At 43.3% G+C, this 15,588-nt stretch carries 18 protein-coding genes; 9 read left to right on the top strand and 9 right to left on the bottom strand.

The features are described 5' to 3' along the window. Nucleotides 1-124: 124 nt before the first annotated feature. Together OCU50_RS19595 and ppiC are read right to left on the bottom strand one after the other, a co-directional pair. Nucleotides 125-1,510, bottom strand: a complete 1,386-nt coding sequence (locus tag OCU50_RS19595; protein ID WP_060469346.1) for an alpha-amylase family glycosyl hydrolase — start codon at nucleotides 1,508-1,510, stop codon at nucleotides 125-127. A 286-nt stretch (nucleotides 1,511-1,796) separates the two neighbouring features. Beyond that, complete coding sequence (gene ppiC / locus OCU50_RS19590) at nucleotides 1,797-2,108, bottom strand: peptidylprolyl isomerase PpiC (protein WP_261809206.1); 312 nt, start codon at nucleotides 2,106-2,108, stop codon at nucleotides 1,797-1,799. A 282-nt stretch (nucleotides 2,109-2,390) separates the two neighbouring features. Here ppiC and OCU50_RS19585 point away from each other — a divergent pair, with 282 nt between their 5' ends. Continuing rightward, nucleotides 2,391-3,305, top strand: coding sequence for a chemotaxis protein (locus OCU50_RS19585; protein WP_060469344.1), 915 nt, complete (start codon nucleotides 2,391-2,393; stop codon nucleotides 3,303-3,305). A gap of 83 nt (nucleotides 3,306-3,388) precedes the next feature. Here OCU50_RS19585 and OCU50_RS19580 read toward each other — a convergent pair whose 3' ends face one another. The 4 genes from OCU50_RS19580 to hutW form a co-directional block, all read right to left on the bottom strand. Further along, nucleotides 3,389-3,931 carry an ATP:cob(I)alamin adenosyltransferase gene (locus OCU50_RS19580; protein WP_046223136.1) on the bottom strand — a complete coding sequence of 181 codons (543 nt, stop codon included), beginning with the start codon at nucleotides 3,929-3,931 and terminating at the stop codon, nucleotides 3,389-3,391. Nucleotides 3,932-4,044: 113 nt separating this feature from the next. After that, nucleotides 4,045-4,575: a heme utilization protein HutZ gene (hutZ, locus tag OCU50_RS19575; RefSeq protein ID WP_060469343.1), complete on the bottom strand. Its 531-nt coding sequence runs from the start codon at nucleotides 4,573-4,575 to the stop codon at nucleotides 4,045-4,047. Nucleotides 4,576-4,716: 141 nt separating this feature from the next. Beyond that, entirely contained in the window at nucleotides 4,717-5,238 is a 522-nt protein-coding gene (gene hutX / locus OCU50_RS19570) for a heme utilization cystosolic carrier protein HutX (RefSeq protein ID WP_060469342.1), read from the bottom strand. A gap of 59 nt (nucleotides 5,239-5,297) precedes the next feature. Then, a complete protein-coding gene (gene hutW / locus OCU50_RS19565; RefSeq protein WP_060469341.1) occupies nucleotides 5,298-6,707 on the bottom strand; it encodes a heme anaerobic degradation radical SAM methyltransferase ChuW/HutW in 1,410 nt (469 codons plus the stop codon). A 160-nt stretch (nucleotides 6,708-6,867) separates the two neighbouring features. On the opposite strand from hutW, the gene OCU50_RS19560 reads away from it, so the two are divergent. The 6 genes from OCU50_RS19560 to OCU50_RS19535 all read left to right on the top strand — a co-directional run bounded on the left by OCU50_RS19560 (nucleotide 6,868) and on the right by OCU50_RS19535 (nucleotide 11,708). After that, nucleotides 6,868-7,632 carry an energy transducer TonB gene (locus OCU50_RS19560; protein ID WP_060469340.1) on the top strand — a complete coding sequence of 255 codons (765 nt, stop codon included), beginning with the start codon at nucleotides 6,868-6,870 and terminating at the stop codon, nucleotides 7,630-7,632. A 2-nt stretch (nucleotides 7,633-7,634) separates the two neighbouring features. Further along, a complete protein-coding gene (locus OCU50_RS19555) occupies nucleotides 7,635-8,336 on the top strand; it encodes a MotA/TolQ/ExbB proton channel family protein (protein ID WP_060469339.1) in 702 nt (233 codons plus the stop codon). Next, nucleotides 8,333-8,746 (top strand): ExbD/TolR family protein, encoded by a 414-nt coding sequence (locus OCU50_RS19550; RefSeq protein ID WP_017057961.1) that lies wholly within the window; start codon nucleotides 8,333-8,335, stop codon nucleotides 8,744-8,746. The genes OCU50_RS19555 and OCU50_RS19550 overlap by 4 nt, the downstream gene beginning before the upstream one ends. Nucleotides 8,747-8,894: 148 nt before the next feature. After that, nucleotides 8,895-9,785, top strand: a complete 891-nt coding sequence (locus OCU50_RS19545) for a heme/hemin ABC transporter substrate-binding protein (protein ID WP_060469338.1) — start codon at nucleotides 8,895-8,897, stop codon at nucleotides 9,783-9,785. 103 nt (nucleotides 9,786-9,888) lie between these two features. Next, the gene (locus OCU50_RS19540) at nucleotides 9,889-10,926 is read left to right on the top strand and encodes a FecCD family ABC transporter permease (protein ID WP_060469337.1); all 1,038 of its coding nucleotides are present in this window, start codon (nucleotides 9,889-9,891) and stop codon (nucleotides 10,924-10,926) included. After that, on the top strand, nucleotides 10,926-11,708 hold the full coding sequence (locus tag OCU50_RS19535; RefSeq protein ID WP_060469336.1) for a heme ABC transporter ATP-binding protein: 783 nt from the start codon (nucleotides 10,926-10,928) through the stop codon (nucleotides 11,706-11,708). The genes OCU50_RS19540 and OCU50_RS19535 overlap by 1 nt, the downstream gene beginning before the upstream one ends. Nucleotides 11,709-11,938: 230 nt before the next feature. Here the strand turns inward: OCU50_RS19535 and OCU50_RS19530 are convergent, their stop codons facing one another. Then, nucleotides 11,939-12,400: a TetR/AcrR family transcriptional regulator gene (locus OCU50_RS19530; protein WP_060469335.1), complete on the bottom strand. Its 462-nt coding sequence runs from the start codon at nucleotides 12,398-12,400 to the stop codon at nucleotides 11,939-11,941. 529 nt (nucleotides 12,401-12,929) lie between these two features. Between OCU50_RS19530 and OCU50_RS19525 the strand changes: the two genes are divergently transcribed. Beyond that, nucleotides 12,930-13,229 (top strand): YfcZ/YiiS family protein, encoded by a 300-nt coding sequence (locus OCU50_RS19525; protein WP_060469334.1) that lies wholly within the window; start codon nucleotides 12,930-12,932, stop codon nucleotides 13,227-13,229. 39 nt (nucleotides 13,230-13,268) lie between these two features. On the opposite strand, the gene OCU50_RS19520 is transcribed toward OCU50_RS19525, so the two are convergent. After that, a complete protein-coding gene (locus OCU50_RS19520) occupies nucleotides 13,269-13,568 on the bottom strand; it encodes a YnjH family protein (protein ID WP_060469333.1) in 300 nt (99 codons plus the stop codon). A 121-nt stretch (nucleotides 13,569-13,689) separates the two neighbouring features. On the opposite strand from OCU50_RS19520, the gene OCU50_RS19515 reads away from it, so the two are divergent. Beyond that, nucleotides 13,690-14,289, top strand: coding sequence for a hypothetical protein (locus tag OCU50_RS19515; protein WP_060469332.1), 600 nt, complete (start codon nucleotides 13,690-13,692; stop codon nucleotides 14,287-14,289). 167 nt (nucleotides 14,290-14,456) lie between these two features. Here the strand turns inward: OCU50_RS19515 and OCU50_RS19510 are convergent, their stop codons facing one another. After that, entirely contained in the window at nucleotides 14,457-15,563 is a 1,107-nt protein-coding gene (locus OCU50_RS19510) for a 1-acyl-sn-glycerol-3-phosphate acyltransferase (protein WP_060469331.1), read from the bottom strand. Nucleotides 15,564-15,588 lie beyond the last annotated feature (25 nt).

Here is a 15,588-nt window from a genome sequence, read left to right as displayed (position 1 = left end):
TATTCGACAAAGAGTTCCGATAAGTAGTTATCTACAATCAAAATTTATAACGAAGTTATCGAGCGTTTTAACAAGCTAGGATGACCAGTTTATTTACTACAATTGGTATCATAACAGACTCGATCTAGTTGGTTATCAACATCATGCACTGGTTAGGTTCAATCTTAATGGTTACATCCTTGCCAACGCACTCAAACACTTCACCAGACAACAAATCGGTCACTGCACTAGTCCAAGTCAGTGATGCTGTTTTACTTCGCTTAGATTTATTAATCACAACAATGCCTTTATCACCACGGACAAATACCAACAAGTCATCATTCGCTTCAACCACACGCATCGCTTCGCCATGAACATGGTTGTGGAATTGAATCATGCTTCTCATATATGGCGCTCGCCAGTCACTAAACCAACGAGGCTGACCATTCTGATCCAGAATGCCACTGGTACTCAATTCGCTATAGACAAGCGGCACACCGCCATCTCGACCAAGAATAAAGGCGTGAGCCAAGCGTTCGTCAACTTCATCCATCACATATTCCAAAAACACTTCGTTGTTTGGAATATCATGAGTCACAGCAAAAGTGATGGCTCTCATGTTCGATAGCGCCTGACCAAAACAGTAAGGATTGATCAGAGACTTAAAGCTGCCCTGCTCTTCAAAGGCTTTGAAGATGGTATTGAACAGAGGGAAATCGTACGCACCTAAACGAGTGTGCTTCAGGTATGGTTCAAGGAATAGCTCATACTCTTCTTGGGTCGCACCACCATCAGTAATGATTTCACCAAAGATATGCATGCCTTCGCAGATATCATCGGTCCACACCCTACACAGATGTGAAAGTGTCATGTGCTTTGCCGCATCTATACGAAAACCTTTCACTCCAATCTCTTTCAAGGCTTTTAGATACGCTCGCTGCTGTGCAACCACATTGTCGTTGTCTAACAGCGTTGGTAACCCAGGATCGCTGGCTCCGCCAGTAATACGCCCATTCTGCACTTCCCACGTATCTTTCCAGTTTTTGATACCAAACGCTTCCACGAAGTCGTTTTCATCAAATAAAGGCTTAGAAAGATCACCAAACAAGCGTATTGATTCGTAATATTCGGCGTCTTTTTGGTAAGACGCCATATCTTGAAGATTCGGATACGTTAAGTCACTGCGAATGCCAGACTCGTTTGCCATGTGGTTGAACACTACGTCCACATAGGTACGAAGCCCATGCTGCTTTAACGCATCGACCATCGCTTTAAAATCTTGTGTGTCACCCAACTGATTATCGATCACACGATAATCTTGTGGTTGATAGCGTTGCCACCATTGAGTGCCAGACTCTCTGTCGCAGCCTTTAGGGCTACGTAACGACTTCATTGCCGGTGAAACTAAAACAGATTTGTAACCCAACTCTTGGATCAGTGGGGCGTTCTTCATTACGTCAGCATAGCACCAGTCAAAAGCATGCAATATAACATCTGTCGCTGGATTGCTTAACATAGCTGAACTCTCCATGTTGTTCTCCTACCAAACTCGTTTACAGCTTTTTAGATAAAAACAAAGACTAAAAAGGCAAAAAGCTGCTTAAATTTCTTTAAGAATGGCATTAATTATATGACTTACTCATTAAAACCCCTCATCCTCTTACCAATTAGTCACGGCGGATAAGCGAGGGCGTAGCCCCAATTATCGTATAACGTCAGGGATGAACACTCAGCCATTGTGCTTTTAAATGCACCAAACAGTCACAAAAAAGGAGCGTATATACGCTCCTTTTATTCTATCAAACACATATCTTACACTAGGTTCTGTAGAGAACCTTTACTACGTGCCAACCGAATTTTGTTTTTACAAGATGTGGTACAAGCGTCTCGCCAGAGAAACAAACCTTATCAAACTGAGGCACCATTTGACCTTTCTTGAACTCGCCAAGGTCGCCGCCCTTTTTACCAGATGGACAGGTTGAATGCTTCTTCGCTAGTGTTTGAAATTTAGCACCTTTTTTAAGCTGTTTAATGATGTCTTCTGCTAGTTCTTTATGCTTCACCAGAATATGAAGCGCTGCTGCTGTTCTTGCCATGATAATTCTCAATTTGTTACTGTCAGTTTGTATGAGACGGTTACTTCAACACTCGATTTCTTGAACCATTTATTGTTCAAATAACCACCAACCACTGACGGTTGTATATCTGTTTAACGCTACCGACTTGTCGACATAAAACTATCGACAGCGAGCATTTTTCATGATTTTACCCCAAGAACTGCCATTCTTCACTCTATAACCGAAAACAGCAGCGTTAAAGCGCCTAAAAACCGCATAGCGACTTGCCGCCACCCTTATTTCCCTTTAAATTATTCCTTATAAACTAAGTACGTAGTAAAGCAGGAGCCACTTATGGCGAAACCGATCAGTAAAGCTAGCCAGTCACAGGGAATGTTGATGTTCAAATTATCCCTAACTCAGAGTTTTGCTATTGGCACGCTTAAGGTAAGAGAAATCGTGCCTTTTCAGCCGATGACTCAAATCCCTTATTCTCATCATCACGTCATCGGCACAGTGACCATCAGAGAACTTACCGTACCTGTCATTGATATGTCAGCAGCAATAGGTTTTCGTCCAATAGCACCCACTGAATACCAAAGCTGTGTACTCATCGTCACCGATTGTTTGAGGACGGTAGTCGCATTTTTGGTTCGTTCGATTGATAAAATAATTGAATGTGATTGGAAGAGCATTGAATCACCACCAGCGAGCGTTGGTCGCAATGTTTTCGTTACCGGCATTACACGCTTTGAAGATCGTATTGTTCAGATGCTCGATGTGGAGTTATTGCTTTCTAAAATCTACCCACATTACGAGAATGCGCATATTCCGATGCTTACCGATGTTGAAAGGGAACGCCTCAAAGCGCTGAATATTTTATTGGTGGATGACTCTCTGATCGCACGAAAACAGTTATCTGATGCCTTAGATAGTATCAACATCCCTTACCGCATTTGTAACAACGGCTTAGATGCGATTGACTTGATGCGCAACCAAGCCAACGCAGGCAACGCGATTGATCTATTAGTGAGTGATATTGAGATGCCAGGGTTAGATGGCTACGAGCTTGCGTTTGAAGTTCAAAATGACAACGTCCTAAGTCATGCCTACTGTATTTTGCATACCTCACTATCAAGTGAAATCTGTGTTGACCGTGCCAATCAGGTGGGTGCACATGAAGCACTTGAGAAGTTCAACGCGGGCGAATTAATCGAAGCGATGCTACGCGGAGCAAAAGTCTTAAACGACGCCTCTACACCCGCTTAAGCGCGACTTTAGAAGCTAAACCTAGCATCATGCTTAATGGTTTAGCTTCTTAGCTTAAAGATGAATCAGTGTAGAACTCTTCCTTAAGATTTCTTTGGCATAGAATAACTCTTACTCACAAACTCCACTTCTTCAACTTCATTGACATGATTGGTAAAAGACGCCAATGCATAGAGCGTGTTCGCGACTAAGTTAGCGTATTTAAAAAGAACCGGGTCAGGTGACTTTTTACTTTCATGGTGCTCAATGCTCACCAAAGCGCGCACAACCTTTTTAGCCTGACAGCGACACAAGTGAAGTTCGCTCGACACTCGGTGCCCACCAGGTAATACAAAACCTTTGAAACCACCTTCTAACTGCTCACGGATACGGTGGTAATCTTGCTTTAACTCGACCAGTTCGGATTCAGTGATCGCTAATTTCCCACGTACAGATCCATTAAGGTGGTAGATGTTTGGTTGCAGGCGTTGCAAGATATCACGAACTTGTGGTTCCAGTTCCAAAGACAACACTAACCCAACTCGGCAGCATAGTTCGTCCGACAGAATCTCAAAATCACAGATAGGACTGTCTTCATAAATAAATGGGTAACAAAACTCATCCCAATCTCGACTTACTGGTTTCACGTACCGATCCTTACACATAAATAGTCATCAAACGTCAATATACCAAACTCTTTGATTTAGACATAAAAAAGCCCTCACGTTGGAGGGCTTCTTAAGTAATAAGTTAAACAAGATTACTCATTAGATACTTTTTTGTGGCCTTCTTGCAGGTGAACGAAATCGACTAGATCATCACCAGACACTTGGTATGCTTGACCAAAGCCTTTCACAAACAGACCATTCTCTGCTTTAAGGTTGAATAGAGAGAAATCTTGAAGCTGGCTCAAACCATCGATGATTTCGCCAAAACGCTCTTGCATCTGTCCAATCACTTGAGTCCAAAGTTCCGTTTCACGCGCTACAACACTCGCTTGAGCATCAAACGTTAAACGCTTACGTGCGTAAAGCTGCTTCGAGCTCTCTTCGTCTTCAATCATCATCAAAGACACTTGAGGGTTTGCTTTCAAGTTACGAGCATGACGAGCAATATCAGAAATGAGAACAAAGTAACCTTCTTGGTTCTGAACGAAAGGTGCGTAACTTACATTTGGACGACCTTCTTCATCAACCGTTGCAAGCTGAAGGGTACGGCGCTCTTGGCGAAATTCTTTAATTTCTGGACCTAGACGACCTTGTAGACGTTCTTGTTTTACTTGCTGTTCCATGGGTAATTCCTTTCTTCACTTTCTCTGATTTATTATTTTTGCCCGAGGTTGAGCAATCATTAGCGAACTCAACGATCCTCGAGCATTGATGTACTATTTAAACGAGTTGGCAACCTAATTTAAGCTTGCCGTTAAGTCTGCTTAAGCTTGCTCTTTTAACGTTTTGAAGCGTTCAACTTGGTCGGCAATCAGCTCACGCTTTTCATTACGGCCTAGGTAGATCTTAAAAATGTTCTCACCCGTTTCACTAAAGAAACCGAAGTAATGACTTTCACGCCCCATGAACGCCCTGCTCACTAAGCCAATGTGTTTAATGTTGTCGAGTTTGAGGTGACCATGGAGCTCGCCTTCTCTGCCCATAAGGTTGTAATAACCACGCGCTACTTTACCTTTCGGGAACGGTGCTTTTACTTCGAAGATTGAGCCAAATGAATGCATGATTGTGGTCACAGGGCCCCAACCCACTAAGCCTTCTAGAATCTCCTGAGCACGGCTACCATCTAACATCACCGCCATGTCATTTGGAAAAGCAGCAACGACTTCAACCTCTGAAACGCCTAACTTCTCAGCAACCGCGGTAGGAAGCAGTTTTGGTTCTTCTTCAATAATGCGAGCGACACGTTGTTCTAGAGTTTCTGTTATTTCTAATGTTGTATCTGTCATTGAATATGTTTCCGTATAAACGAGTAATTTACGTAAGTTACAAACTAAAAGGTTCGACATTAAGCGTGCTTCAAACTTGCATGCGGGTGAACGCCTAAACCTGATGCTTTCGGTGCTAGGTGCATTGCTTGATATTCAGCGTTAAGCACTTGAATCACGCTCTGAGCGAGGCTTACTGCCCAGAAACAGCCAGCAATAGTGAGGCTCACATAGTCCTCCGAAAGCTCAACCAGACCATTCTTTTCCCAATGCGAGAACAAAGGTTTCAAGTAATCGAACGTGTCTTGTCCCATAAAGGTCGGCAACGTACTTCTTCTAACAACACCAGAATCAAAGCCTGCCTTTAATGTCGAGAATGTTGGCTCTAGTGAACTTTGCTTTGTCATTATGGCAATCGGCAACTGACCTTGTTTTATAGACTCCATGTAGCTGTCTAAAGTTCTGTGTTGCATCACACCATGACCACCGATGTTGCCACCAGCGCCACATCCAACCGGCAGAACTTCGGCATAAGTTTTCGCTAAGCTGTTGTAAATACTGCGTTCACGATTATCGCGAGTCCAATGATTCACGCTCAGTTGTTTAACCTTATTCTTGGCCATGAACTCAACACCCGCCAAGTACATGCTCGCTTTATCTGGCGTATTCGCTGGTGGTGGAATTTTTCCTTTCTCCACAAGGTTAAGCATAGGAGCATTACCTGTAACAATCAGTTGATAAAGGTCAATGCCGTGTGCGCCAGTAGACATGTAATCTTCTAAATCTTGTTGGAACACTTCCATAGACTGGTGCGGTAATCCGTATAACAAATCAAGAACGATTGGCGCTTGCTCTGTACGACTTAGCGAACTGACACGTTCTAGCACAACCTCTCGGTCATCTAGGCGCTTAGCACTGCGTCGAACTTGCGTGTTAAAACTTTGAATACCAAAGGAGAAACGGTTGAAACCGCCTTCAAGCGCGCTATCAAACATTTGATCGCCAAAGCGATTGATGCGCCCTTCTAAAGTCATTTCCACATCGTTTGCTAGAGGGAAATATTGGCGAATAGCCTTACCTAGTTGCTCTACTTGCTGAGGGGATAAATCGGTAGGTGTTCCGCCACCAATGTAGACAGCGTGAAATAATCCAGACTGAGCCCAAGGCGTTTTGGCTTTTTGCTTCAACTCAACCATCAGAGCATCGAAGTACTCATCGACTAATTTACGGCTTGCGGCATTTTGGAAAAAGTTACAGAACGTACAGCGCACACGGCAAAAAGGAATGTGGATGTACAGGCAACGCTTATCCTGTTTCTTCCCTTCGCTTAGCATTAGGTCATCAAAAAGCTCCAACTTCTTGCTAGCGTCGACCGGAATTGAGCTTTCTCCGGCATGTGCAGAATGCTTTTTTGTAAACGCAAAACGAAGCGGATCAGGGCTAGAAACACCTAGAATTGATTCATCCAATTTATAAACATCAAGACTCATATAATCTCTCTAAACACTTACATAGCAAAGTCTGAAAGACGATTCGCTAAAACTGAAAGAATCATAGATAGACGCAAATGATAATGCAATTGATAATTGATCTTATTTAGATTGTAAGCAATAATCCGATACAGATTTTGGAGTGGATTAAGGATTGAATGTGAACGTTCCTAGATATGTCATTGCCGGCGGTGCATCGTTAGTGATTCATGCGGCGCTATTATTTGTTGCTCAAGAGTCCAAAGTATTTGCCATGCCTGCAGGTAGCCAATCGAATACGGTATCGATCAACTTCACTCCAAAGAGCACGCCTTCTCAAGCTCAGCAAAAAACCGTTACAGAACCGGTTGAATCAGAACCACCCCAAAAAACGGTCTCACAAGCAGAACCTAAACCTGTCGAACCAAAGGCCGTTGAGACAAAGCAAGCCAAACCTACACCAAAGAAAAAAGCGATCACCAATAAGCCTCAACCCAAGAAAGTAGAGAAAAAGCCGGTTCAAAAGAAACCGGTGACTGAGAAAAAGGTCGTTAAGAAAGAACGCCCACAACCAGAGAAGCTGACCGACAAGAAAGTAGATAAGAATATGAACGAGTCTGCGAGCCAACCTAAGGAAGTAAACCAAGGCGTATCAAACCAAGAGCCGGTGCTAGTGACTAAACCTTCTTTCTCTGAACGCCCTACACCGCCGAACTACCCTAGACAGGCTGTACGTCGTGGTATTGAAGGGGTCGCTATTTATGAGGTTTGGTTGGATGCAGAAGGTAAACAAATTAAACAAGCATTAATCAATTCATCAGGCCTGCTAATACTCGACAACGCCGCTTTAGACGCCATTAAACAATGGAAATTTTCACCTCACACTGTCAATGGTAGAGCGATTGCTCACCGCGTACAACTACCCGTTCGTTTTAAATTGGAATAATTATGCAACAAATCAGTTATTTACAAGAACAACTGGGCTTAATGACTTGGCCTCTTCTTATCTGTTCAGCCCTTACCGCAATGATCATCGCTGAGCGTATCTTTCAAGTGATGCTAAGCATTGGTGTTGGCAAACGCGCCATTCGTCGCGAGCTCAACCAGATCTCACCAACCAATAGCAAAGAGATCGAAGCGCTCGCTCAGTCGATTTCAGGTAAACGACCGCTACTGTACAAGGGCGTCTCGATGTTGCTTGCTCACCACTCTTTCTCAAAAGGGTTGCGTGAAGATGCGGCAGGGATCTGGCTACAAGAAAAACGCCACCAACTTCATGCTGGCTTAAGGCTCCTTGGGTTGATCGGCGTGATCAGCCCACTAGTCGGACTGCTTGGTACGGTACTTGGACTGATTGAAATGTTCAAAGGTATTGCAGCTACGACCGGGAGTATTACGCCAAACGATCTAGCCGACGGATTAGGCTTGGCTATGAGAACCACTGCAGCTGGCTTGATGATCGCGCTTCCGGCGATTTCAGGCGCACAACTATTAGGCCTTTGGGCCGATCGAGTGCTCGCTCAACTAGAACATACTCTGAACTATGTGAATGTGTGGCTAGAAGGTATGTCGATTCAAGCAAATCCATCAGACGATGCTAAAGGCAAGCCAGTAAACAAAGTCGCTGTTGGTGATGTGAGTCAAGCATGATTAAAACGCCTCAATCATCTTATACACAGAGTTTAGCGCCAGATTTAACACCGCTACTCGACATCATATTTATCGTCATGGTTTTTCTACTGCTTACGGCATCAGTAAAGCTGGAATCACTAGAAGTTGAACTGCCTAGTTCTGATATTAAAAACGTTTCCGAGGTCCATAAAGATTCGATTAACGTCAATATTTTAGACCACGAACCTTATTGGGGTATTAACGGCCAAGAATATATCGACTGGGAAAACTTCAAAATTGCATTGCTAGAAGAGACTGGTTCAACGGATAAAAAGCCGATCACCATTGGCGCCGATAAAGCCGCCAACGTTGAGAACCTAGTTAAGTTGCTGTCGTTCCTGCAAGAAAACGGAATAGCTGCGACCCAATTACTGACTGATGATGGTTAGACAACACTCAATTTTCACGAGGTTTGTCTTCTGACCGATAAGACTAAACAATCAGAGCTAAGCCTCTCTATCGACTCGAACTCACAATGCGAACGGACTGCTCACTGAGTATCTTCGCGATACAAAAAGAAAATATAAAGAACTTATTATGAACAACTTAAACCTGCTCAATAAATTAAAGACCAAGACACATCTCCTTTCAGTGGCGGCTATGAGCTTGGCATTGACTGCGCCAACCGCGATGGCAAACGACGTTGAGCAACCTCGCATCATCAGTGCAGGTAGTGCCGTTACAGAATTAGTTTTGGCGCTTGGCGCAGAAGAACAATTGGTGGGTATTGATGTGACCAGTCGCTTCCCTCAGTCCGAAAATCTACCACAGATTGGCTACCACAGAAACTTGTCTGCTGAAGGCTTGCTAGCTCTTGACCCAACCACACTGATTGGGTCAGATGAAATGGGGCCAGACAATGCGATTTCTCAATTGAGGTCTGCAGGTGTCGATGTCGAGATTGTTAACACCGAAGCAAACGTTGAAGGGCTATTAAAGCGTATCGATCAAATCGCCAAGATTACCCATACCGAAGATCAATCAGAACAAATTAAAGCAGAAGTAAATCAGAAGGTTGCGGCACTAAAAGAAAACCAAAGACCCAGCAACGAAACAAAAAAAGTCCTGTTCCTACTACTGCATGAAGGCCGTAATGCGAACGTTGCCGGTGGTGAAACGTCACCAAATACGATCATTGAATTAGCTGGTGGTATCAACCCTGCAGCTAAAAGCCTGACGTCTTACAAACCATTGTCAATGGAATCACTCGTTGAGATGCAACCTGATGTCATTTTGGTGAGTGGTCGTAGCTATCAAAAAATGGGCGGTGCAGATGCCATCCTTAAATCACTCCCTATGCTCGCGGCGACTCCTGCTGGAATGAACAAGCAAATCATTACCGTAAATGGCAGTGCTTTGGTTGGAGGACTTGGCCTTGAGAGCCTTTCCGAAGCAAAGAGATTGAACGCCCTTATCTACCCACTCTAACTCGACAACCCTATTCCTATTGCTTGCTTAATACTCATCGCCAACTCACTTTTCGTGAGCCGGTGAGGAGTATTAAAGCGGGTAATGTATATTGAGGCCCTTTATGTTGTTACGATCCGTCCCACTGAAAACATCGATGTTAGGCCTAGGTGCTACCCTAGCCTTTGTCGCGCTGTACTCGATCACTGTTGGGCCAATGAACATTAGCTTAGCGGACAGCGCCACAAGCTTAATTCAACCAAACAATGACTTAGCACCTCACATCAACTTAGTCATTCAAGAAATTCGCTTACCTAGAACCATCTTGTGCATGCTGATTGGCGCAATCCTCGCTTTGTGTGGCGCGGTCATGCAGGGTTTGTTTCGAAACCCGCTTGCCGAGCCTGGGATCATCGGCGTGTCAGCGGGCGCAGCATTAGGTGCAGCATTGGCTATCGTTTTGTTCTCTGAGCTTTCACTGCAATACCCTTCCTTCATGAATTTTATGGCCGTGCCTGTTTTCGCCTTTCTGGGCGGCGCATTAACCACGCTGCTGGTTTACAAACTTGGTACTGGCAAATTCGGTACTTCAGTGACCATCATGTTGCTAGCAGGTGTAGCAATAAGCGCGCTATCAGCAGCTGGTATTGGATTCTTAAACTTCATTGCTGATGATCAAATGCTGCGTGATCTTTCACTGTGGTCGATGGGCTCATTGGCAGGCGCAAAATGGTCAGGCATTTTACTTGCAGCTGTGGCTCTCGTTGGATTATTTGTTGTGTTCTACCGTCAAGCGATGTCGCTAAATGCTTTGTTATTAGGTGAGTCAGAAGCGCAGCATCTTGGTATTCCTGTACAAAAGCTCAAACGAAAGCTGATTCTCCTCACGGCTGCTGGTGTCGGAATTACGGTTAGCTTGTCTGGTATGATTGGGTTCATTGGGCTGGTGATCCCACATTTAGGTCGTATGTTGGCAGGCCCTGATCACCGAGTTCTGTTGCCACTGTCTGCAGTGCTTGGTGCACTACTATTAACCGCCGCAGACATGTTCTCACGCGTGGTACTTGCACCGGCAGAACTGCCTGTAGGCATTGTCACTGCAATCATCGGTGCTCCATTCTTCTTGTATCTACTATTTCAACAGAAAGGGAGAATCCTTTAATGTTTCCTTCAGCGTTAAAAGCGACCGACATCGAAGTGAAGTTCGGTAGTAAAGTGATATTAGATGGTGTTTCTATTGAGATTGAAGCAGGAAAGGTCACCACACTACTTGGGCCAAACGGCGCGGGAAAAAGCACGCTGCTGAAAGCTTTATGTCAGGAGATATCGAGTACGGGTGATATCCAATATTTTGGACACACCAAAGACAAGTGGCCTTCACAGAAGTTGGCCAAGCACTTAGCGATGCTTCCTCAACACAGTACGTTGACCTTCCCATTTCTGGCACATGAAGTCGTCGAACTCGGTGGTATCCCTCTGCAAGAGTCCAACAAAAAGCTCACTAGCATCGCTAGCCAAAAAATGGAGGTTGCCGATGTGACTCACTTGAGTGAAAGGCTCTACCCTTCTCTGTCTGGTGGTGAAAAACAGCGTGTTCACTTGGCTCGAGTATTAACCCAACTTCACCACTCTGGTGACCAATGTATCTTGATGCTTGATGAACCCACATCAGCACTGGATCTTGCCCACCAGCACAACACCTTAAAGATCGCGAGAGAGTTAGCCGACAACCACAATGCTGCCGTTATCGTGGTTCTGCACGACCTAAACCTAGCCGCTCAGTATTCCGACCGACTCGTGGTATTGAAAGATGGTAACTTAGTTTGTGATGGCAGCCCTTGGGAGGCACTTCAGCCCTCGATGATTGAAGATGTCTATGGCTACAGAAGTATTGTTGAAAAACACCCAACCATGAGTTTCCCTCAGGTTCATCCAGCTCAATAACGATTGCTAATTTTCATTCCATTCCATTCCAAAGTATTGGTTCATCAAAGCCTCGACTCATTCGGGGCTTTGATTACTCACACCTGACATTAACACTTTAAATCCCAGAACATAGGGAAACTGAAGAGAAGAAAACAGATTTAAGAGAGTGGTATAGATTGAGGCATCCGAACTCAAACAACAGGCACAAAAAAAGCTCCCCAGGGAGCTTCTTTGAATCCATATGATCATTACCGACTCATACGGATCAATGATTTACCAATTAGCCACTCTAATTCTTTACCGCTAGTATCACCAAACTGAGTTTCTGTCAGTTTGTAAAGACGATCAATACCGTTTGCAGCGAACTCATGCGCACTTTCAGCAGTAACAATATGATGGAAAAGTAAACGTAAGATTGCTATAAATTCAGCGTCTTCTAGAGACTTAATCCAGCTTGCAGAGAATGCATCAAGACCATTTTCGGAATCAATATGTTCCATAAACATTTTGAAGATTCGCCCGTCTAGGGCAGCCGTAAAGTCTGTTTTCTTTGGAAAATGGTGGCTGATACCTGTACGAGAAACACCCGTTTGCTGACTTAACGTCGTGTATGACATCTTGTCGTAGCCCAACCTTAGTAACTGGTCTACAACGGCATCCATAATCTTCTGGATTGTGATTTCTGTATCTTCTTTACTACGCTTTGGCATATTCAGGCTCTTCTCTTTGTAAATCCATCTAACTCTATGAGTTGAAGTCAGAATGAAAATCGTTATCAGTATTATGTGAGCAAGGTATTTTTTCGCAAGTATTTTTCACTAAACTCACACAAATACTTTGTACGAACAATTTTACATTGATGCTCTGTGGACACTTTGTTTAATTGCTCTTCAAAAATCACCTTACTACCCTAAGTCGATAGTTTTAAATAACAACTTAGAATATGAAATACTCTACGAAAAATTCATCTTATAAATACCTATCAAGCAATAGATAGTCTTATAAAATCATTTCTAGCGCAACTAAGTGAATGATATTCTGACGAATTAATAACATTAACCCTCAAAAAAACATGATAAAGATCACATATGTATTTTTCATTGCAAATGTTTATATTTATTTTGCCTTCAAGTAAACAACATAGCCTACTACAACGAATTAGTTCAAAGGTTTCAATTTTTGTAGATACCGTTCAAATTGCTCGCTAGAATAACCTCAGACTTTGTAAGAGGATTATTTATGAGCCAAGATATGGGCAACAACGATGTATGTGAGGCTTGCGGCTGTGCAGGCGAAATCGGGTTTATCATTAAAGAAGGCGACGACGTTGCTGAAGTAACGGTTTACGGTAACTCCAAAGACCTTATTGAAGCTGAGTTTGCTAAGTATGTTGAGTTGGCAAAGCAAGTGTCTAGCAACGTTGAGTTTGAAGCGTCAGAGATGACAGAAGAGAGCACTGAATTGCAAGCGCGCTTTAAATTTGAAGTCAGCGCTGAAAAGATTATTTTCGAACTTAAGACACGCTCATTAGCACGTTAATATAAGCAATCATATTCATATAATTAAAAGGCGAGTTTATTACTCGTCTTTTTTTATTATTTCAACCCACCTAAGCGCACCATTTTGCTCAAAATCATTTTCGACCGCACATTTAATCACAACTCCGCCGATCTCTAACACGGCACCAATACTATAAGCCTTATCATCATAATAACAAACTCGTTGCTGTTGACCGCCTTGAGTCACCAATACTGCAGCCTTTGCGGGTGTTGAAATTACTTTGTTCGCATTCACAGACATTGAACCAAACGTTGAAGCCGCGATCAGAAAGACCTTAAATATTTGTTTTTTTACTCTAGTCATTGATTTACCTGCCATTGTTGACTTCTCACTATTTAACCACACGATTTGATTTAATCTACCATCAAGTTGGTAAAATACTGTGCGAGAATAATTTTTCCATTATAGTGTTAACGTCTATCGTAATAAGAAGCCCGTTATGCTCAGAATAATTGCACTTATTATTGGTGCCTTAACCATAACAAATCTCAGTGCCGAACCGCTCGATCACTCTCAAATATTGAACCATCTCGATAATTACGGAAACTTATATCTACGAAACAAGCCTTATACATCACTACCAACGGGACTGATCATTGATGGCAATCTCAATATCGAAAAAACCGCAATTGCTCGCCTACCTAAAGGATTGGAAGTGAATGGCAGCCTGAAAGCATCTAACAGCCAATTAACCAGAATTCCTACCGGGGTTAAGATAAAAGGTTACGCTGATCTGATTGGTAGCCAAATAACCAGCTGGCCAAGAGGTGTAAGAGTGGGCGGGTTTATTAACCTTACTGACACCCCACTGCAGAGGCTACCGAATGGTTTTAGAGTGAAAGGAGACTTGAGTGTGATTCGTACGCCTTTAACAGAGCTACCTAACGGAATCGTGATTGATGGCGACTTATATATAGGTGGCTCTGCTATTACGGCGTTTCCGGACACCATGACAGTCAAAGGCAATATTTATCTAGGTGGGAATATCATTACTACTTGGCCAACAAACTTAGAACTCGGTGGCGCAGTCGCTCGCTAGCTCAGGCTAAAGCTATAAGGGCTTGGTCTATACTTGAGCAGACAAAAAGAACAAAGAACAAAGAACAGAGAACAAAAAAGGAGCTCAAAGCTCCTTTTGCAACTCTAGTTATTCACTTACCTGCTAGAGCTATCTATCTCTTATACGTAAACCAACAAGAGCATTAACTAGCCAATATTCTTCACTGGGTTCGCATAGCTATCAATCAAGTACTGGCGAGCACCTTTTGGTAGGCTTGATAGCTTCTCTTCAAACTCTTGCTTCACTTCAGCAGTAATCGACTCATCTTCTTTTCCTGCTGCCAACAGGTTTACTGGGAACAGTTTGTAGTTTTCGTGGATTTGACGATCGATCTCTTCAGCCAATGCTTCCGGCGTCGCAAAATCTTGGTCGATAACCTGACCGAAACCAACATGAACACGGCCTTTGTTACCAATGATGCCTTGAATGATACTTTCAATATCTTCAAACTCACCCTTTTCGTAGCTGCCGTTGACGTCTTTTTCAAAAAGCTCGACGGCTTTAGCCATGTCACACGGATCGTTTTCGTAAGAAATAGCCACAGGGACAATCTTTAATGATTTAACGTATTCAGGGAATTCGATTTTTTGTTTGCGCCCTTCAACATGGAACATCTTCAAAATTGCAGGCTCAGTAAAATCATTACCGTCTTTGGCACGGCCTTCTTTTTGAGCAATCCAGATAGAGTTACCTGTTTCTAGAGAGTGTTTGATGTAAGAAGACAGTTGGCCTAGCGCTTTCATCATTTCACGCGGCCCTTTCAAAGAACGCTTTACGATAAAGCTCTTGTTCAAGCGCATCAATTCCGTCGCACATGGCTTCTTTAGCAGATTGTCACCAATTGCGATGCGACAAGTCTGATGATTATTTTGATGCAAAGCGTAATTTACTAACGCCGGATCCATTGCAATGTCACGATGGTTTGATACAAAAAGGTAAGCTTGATTCGCATCCAATAACTCTACACCCGTGTACGTCACACCATCTGTAGTTCTCGCTAGCGTGTCTCGCAAGTACTTTTTCACTTCAATCTGAATGGTTTCAACACTCGTCAGCTTGCTCCATTTCATTTTTAAGTACACACGCAGAATGGGGCTCATTAATGCTTTGAACCAAGACGCATGGTTTGAAAAACGGTAGTGCAGAATCGCACTGATAAATTCTTCATCATTAATTAGACGGTTTAATGCCGCTGGAATTTCATTATCGCCGTAAGGACGAATATCAACATATGGATCGGTTGGAGAGGTCATTTTTTAATTCATATAATAAAAAGCT

The organism is Vibrio toranzoniae (assembly GCF_024347655.1).
In the GTDB taxonomy this organism is placed as follows: domain Bacteria; phylum Pseudomonadota; class Gammaproteobacteria; order Enterobacterales; family Vibrionaceae; genus Vibrio; species Vibrio toranzoniae.
The sequence above is the reverse complement of the archived record's forward strand: the minus strand, read 5'-3'. Positions and strand labels throughout refer to the sequence as shown.

What these genes read in the sequence shown, in the direction of transcription:
- hutW (WP_060469341.1), bottom strand. Translation starts at nt 6,707, where the DNA reads ATGAGTCTTGATGTTTATAAATTGGATGAATCAATTCTAGGTGTTTCT.
- hutX (WP_060469342.1), bottom strand. Translation starts at nt 5,238, where the DNA reads ATGACAGATACAACATTAGAAATAACAGAAACTCTAGAACAACGTGTC.
- OCU50_RS19585 (WP_060469344.1), top strand. Translation starts at nt 2,391, where the DNA reads ATGGCGAAACCGATCAGTAAAGCTAGCCAGTCACAGGGAATGTTGATG.
- OCU50_RS19595 (WP_060469346.1), bottom strand. Translation starts at nt 1,510, where the DNA reads ATGGAGAGTTCAGCTATGTTAAGCAATCCAGCGACAGATGTTATATTG.
- OCU50_RS19525 (WP_060469334.1), top strand. Translation starts at nt 12,930, where the DNA reads ATGAGCCAAGATATGGGCAACAACGATGTATGTGAGGCTTGCGGCTGT.
- OCU50_RS19550 (WP_017057961.1), top strand. Translation starts at nt 8,333, where the DNA reads ATGATTAAAACGCCTCAATCATCTTATACACAGAGTTTAGCGCCAGAT.
- OCU50_RS19520 (WP_060469333.1), bottom strand. Translation starts at nt 13,568, where the DNA reads ATGGCAGGTAAATCAATGACTAGAGTAAAAAAACAAATATTTAAGGTC.
- OCU50_RS19555 (WP_060469339.1), top strand. Translation starts at nt 7,635, where the DNA reads ATGCAACAAATCAGTTATTTACAAGAACAACTGGGCTTAATGACTTGG.
- OCU50_RS19510 (WP_060469331.1), bottom strand. Translation starts at nt 15,563, where the DNA reads ATGACCTCTCCAACCGATCCATATGTTGATATTCGTCCTTACGGCGAT.
- hutZ (WP_060469343.1), bottom strand. Translation starts at nt 4,575, where the DNA reads ATGGAACAGCAAGTAAAACAAGAACGTCTACAAGGTCGTCTAGGTCCA.
- OCU50_RS19545 (WP_060469338.1), top strand. Translation starts at nt 8,895, where the DNA reads ATGAACAACTTAAACCTGCTCAATAAATTAAAGACCAAGACACATCTC.
- OCU50_RS19530 (WP_060469335.1), bottom strand. Translation starts at nt 12,400, where the DNA reads ATGCCAAAGCGTAGTAAAGAAGATACAGAAATCACAATCCAGAAGATT.
- OCU50_RS19535 (WP_060469336.1), top strand. Translation starts at nt 10,926, where the DNA reads ATGTTTCCTTCAGCGTTAAAAGCGACCGACATCGAAGTGAAGTTCGGT.
- OCU50_RS19540 (WP_060469337.1), top strand. Translation starts at nt 9,889, where the DNA reads ATGTTGTTACGATCCGTCCCACTGAAAACATCGATGTTAGGCCTAGGT.
- OCU50_RS19515 (WP_060469332.1), top strand. Translation starts at nt 13,690, where the DNA reads ATGCTCAGAATAATTGCACTTATTATTGGTGCCTTAACCATAACAAAT.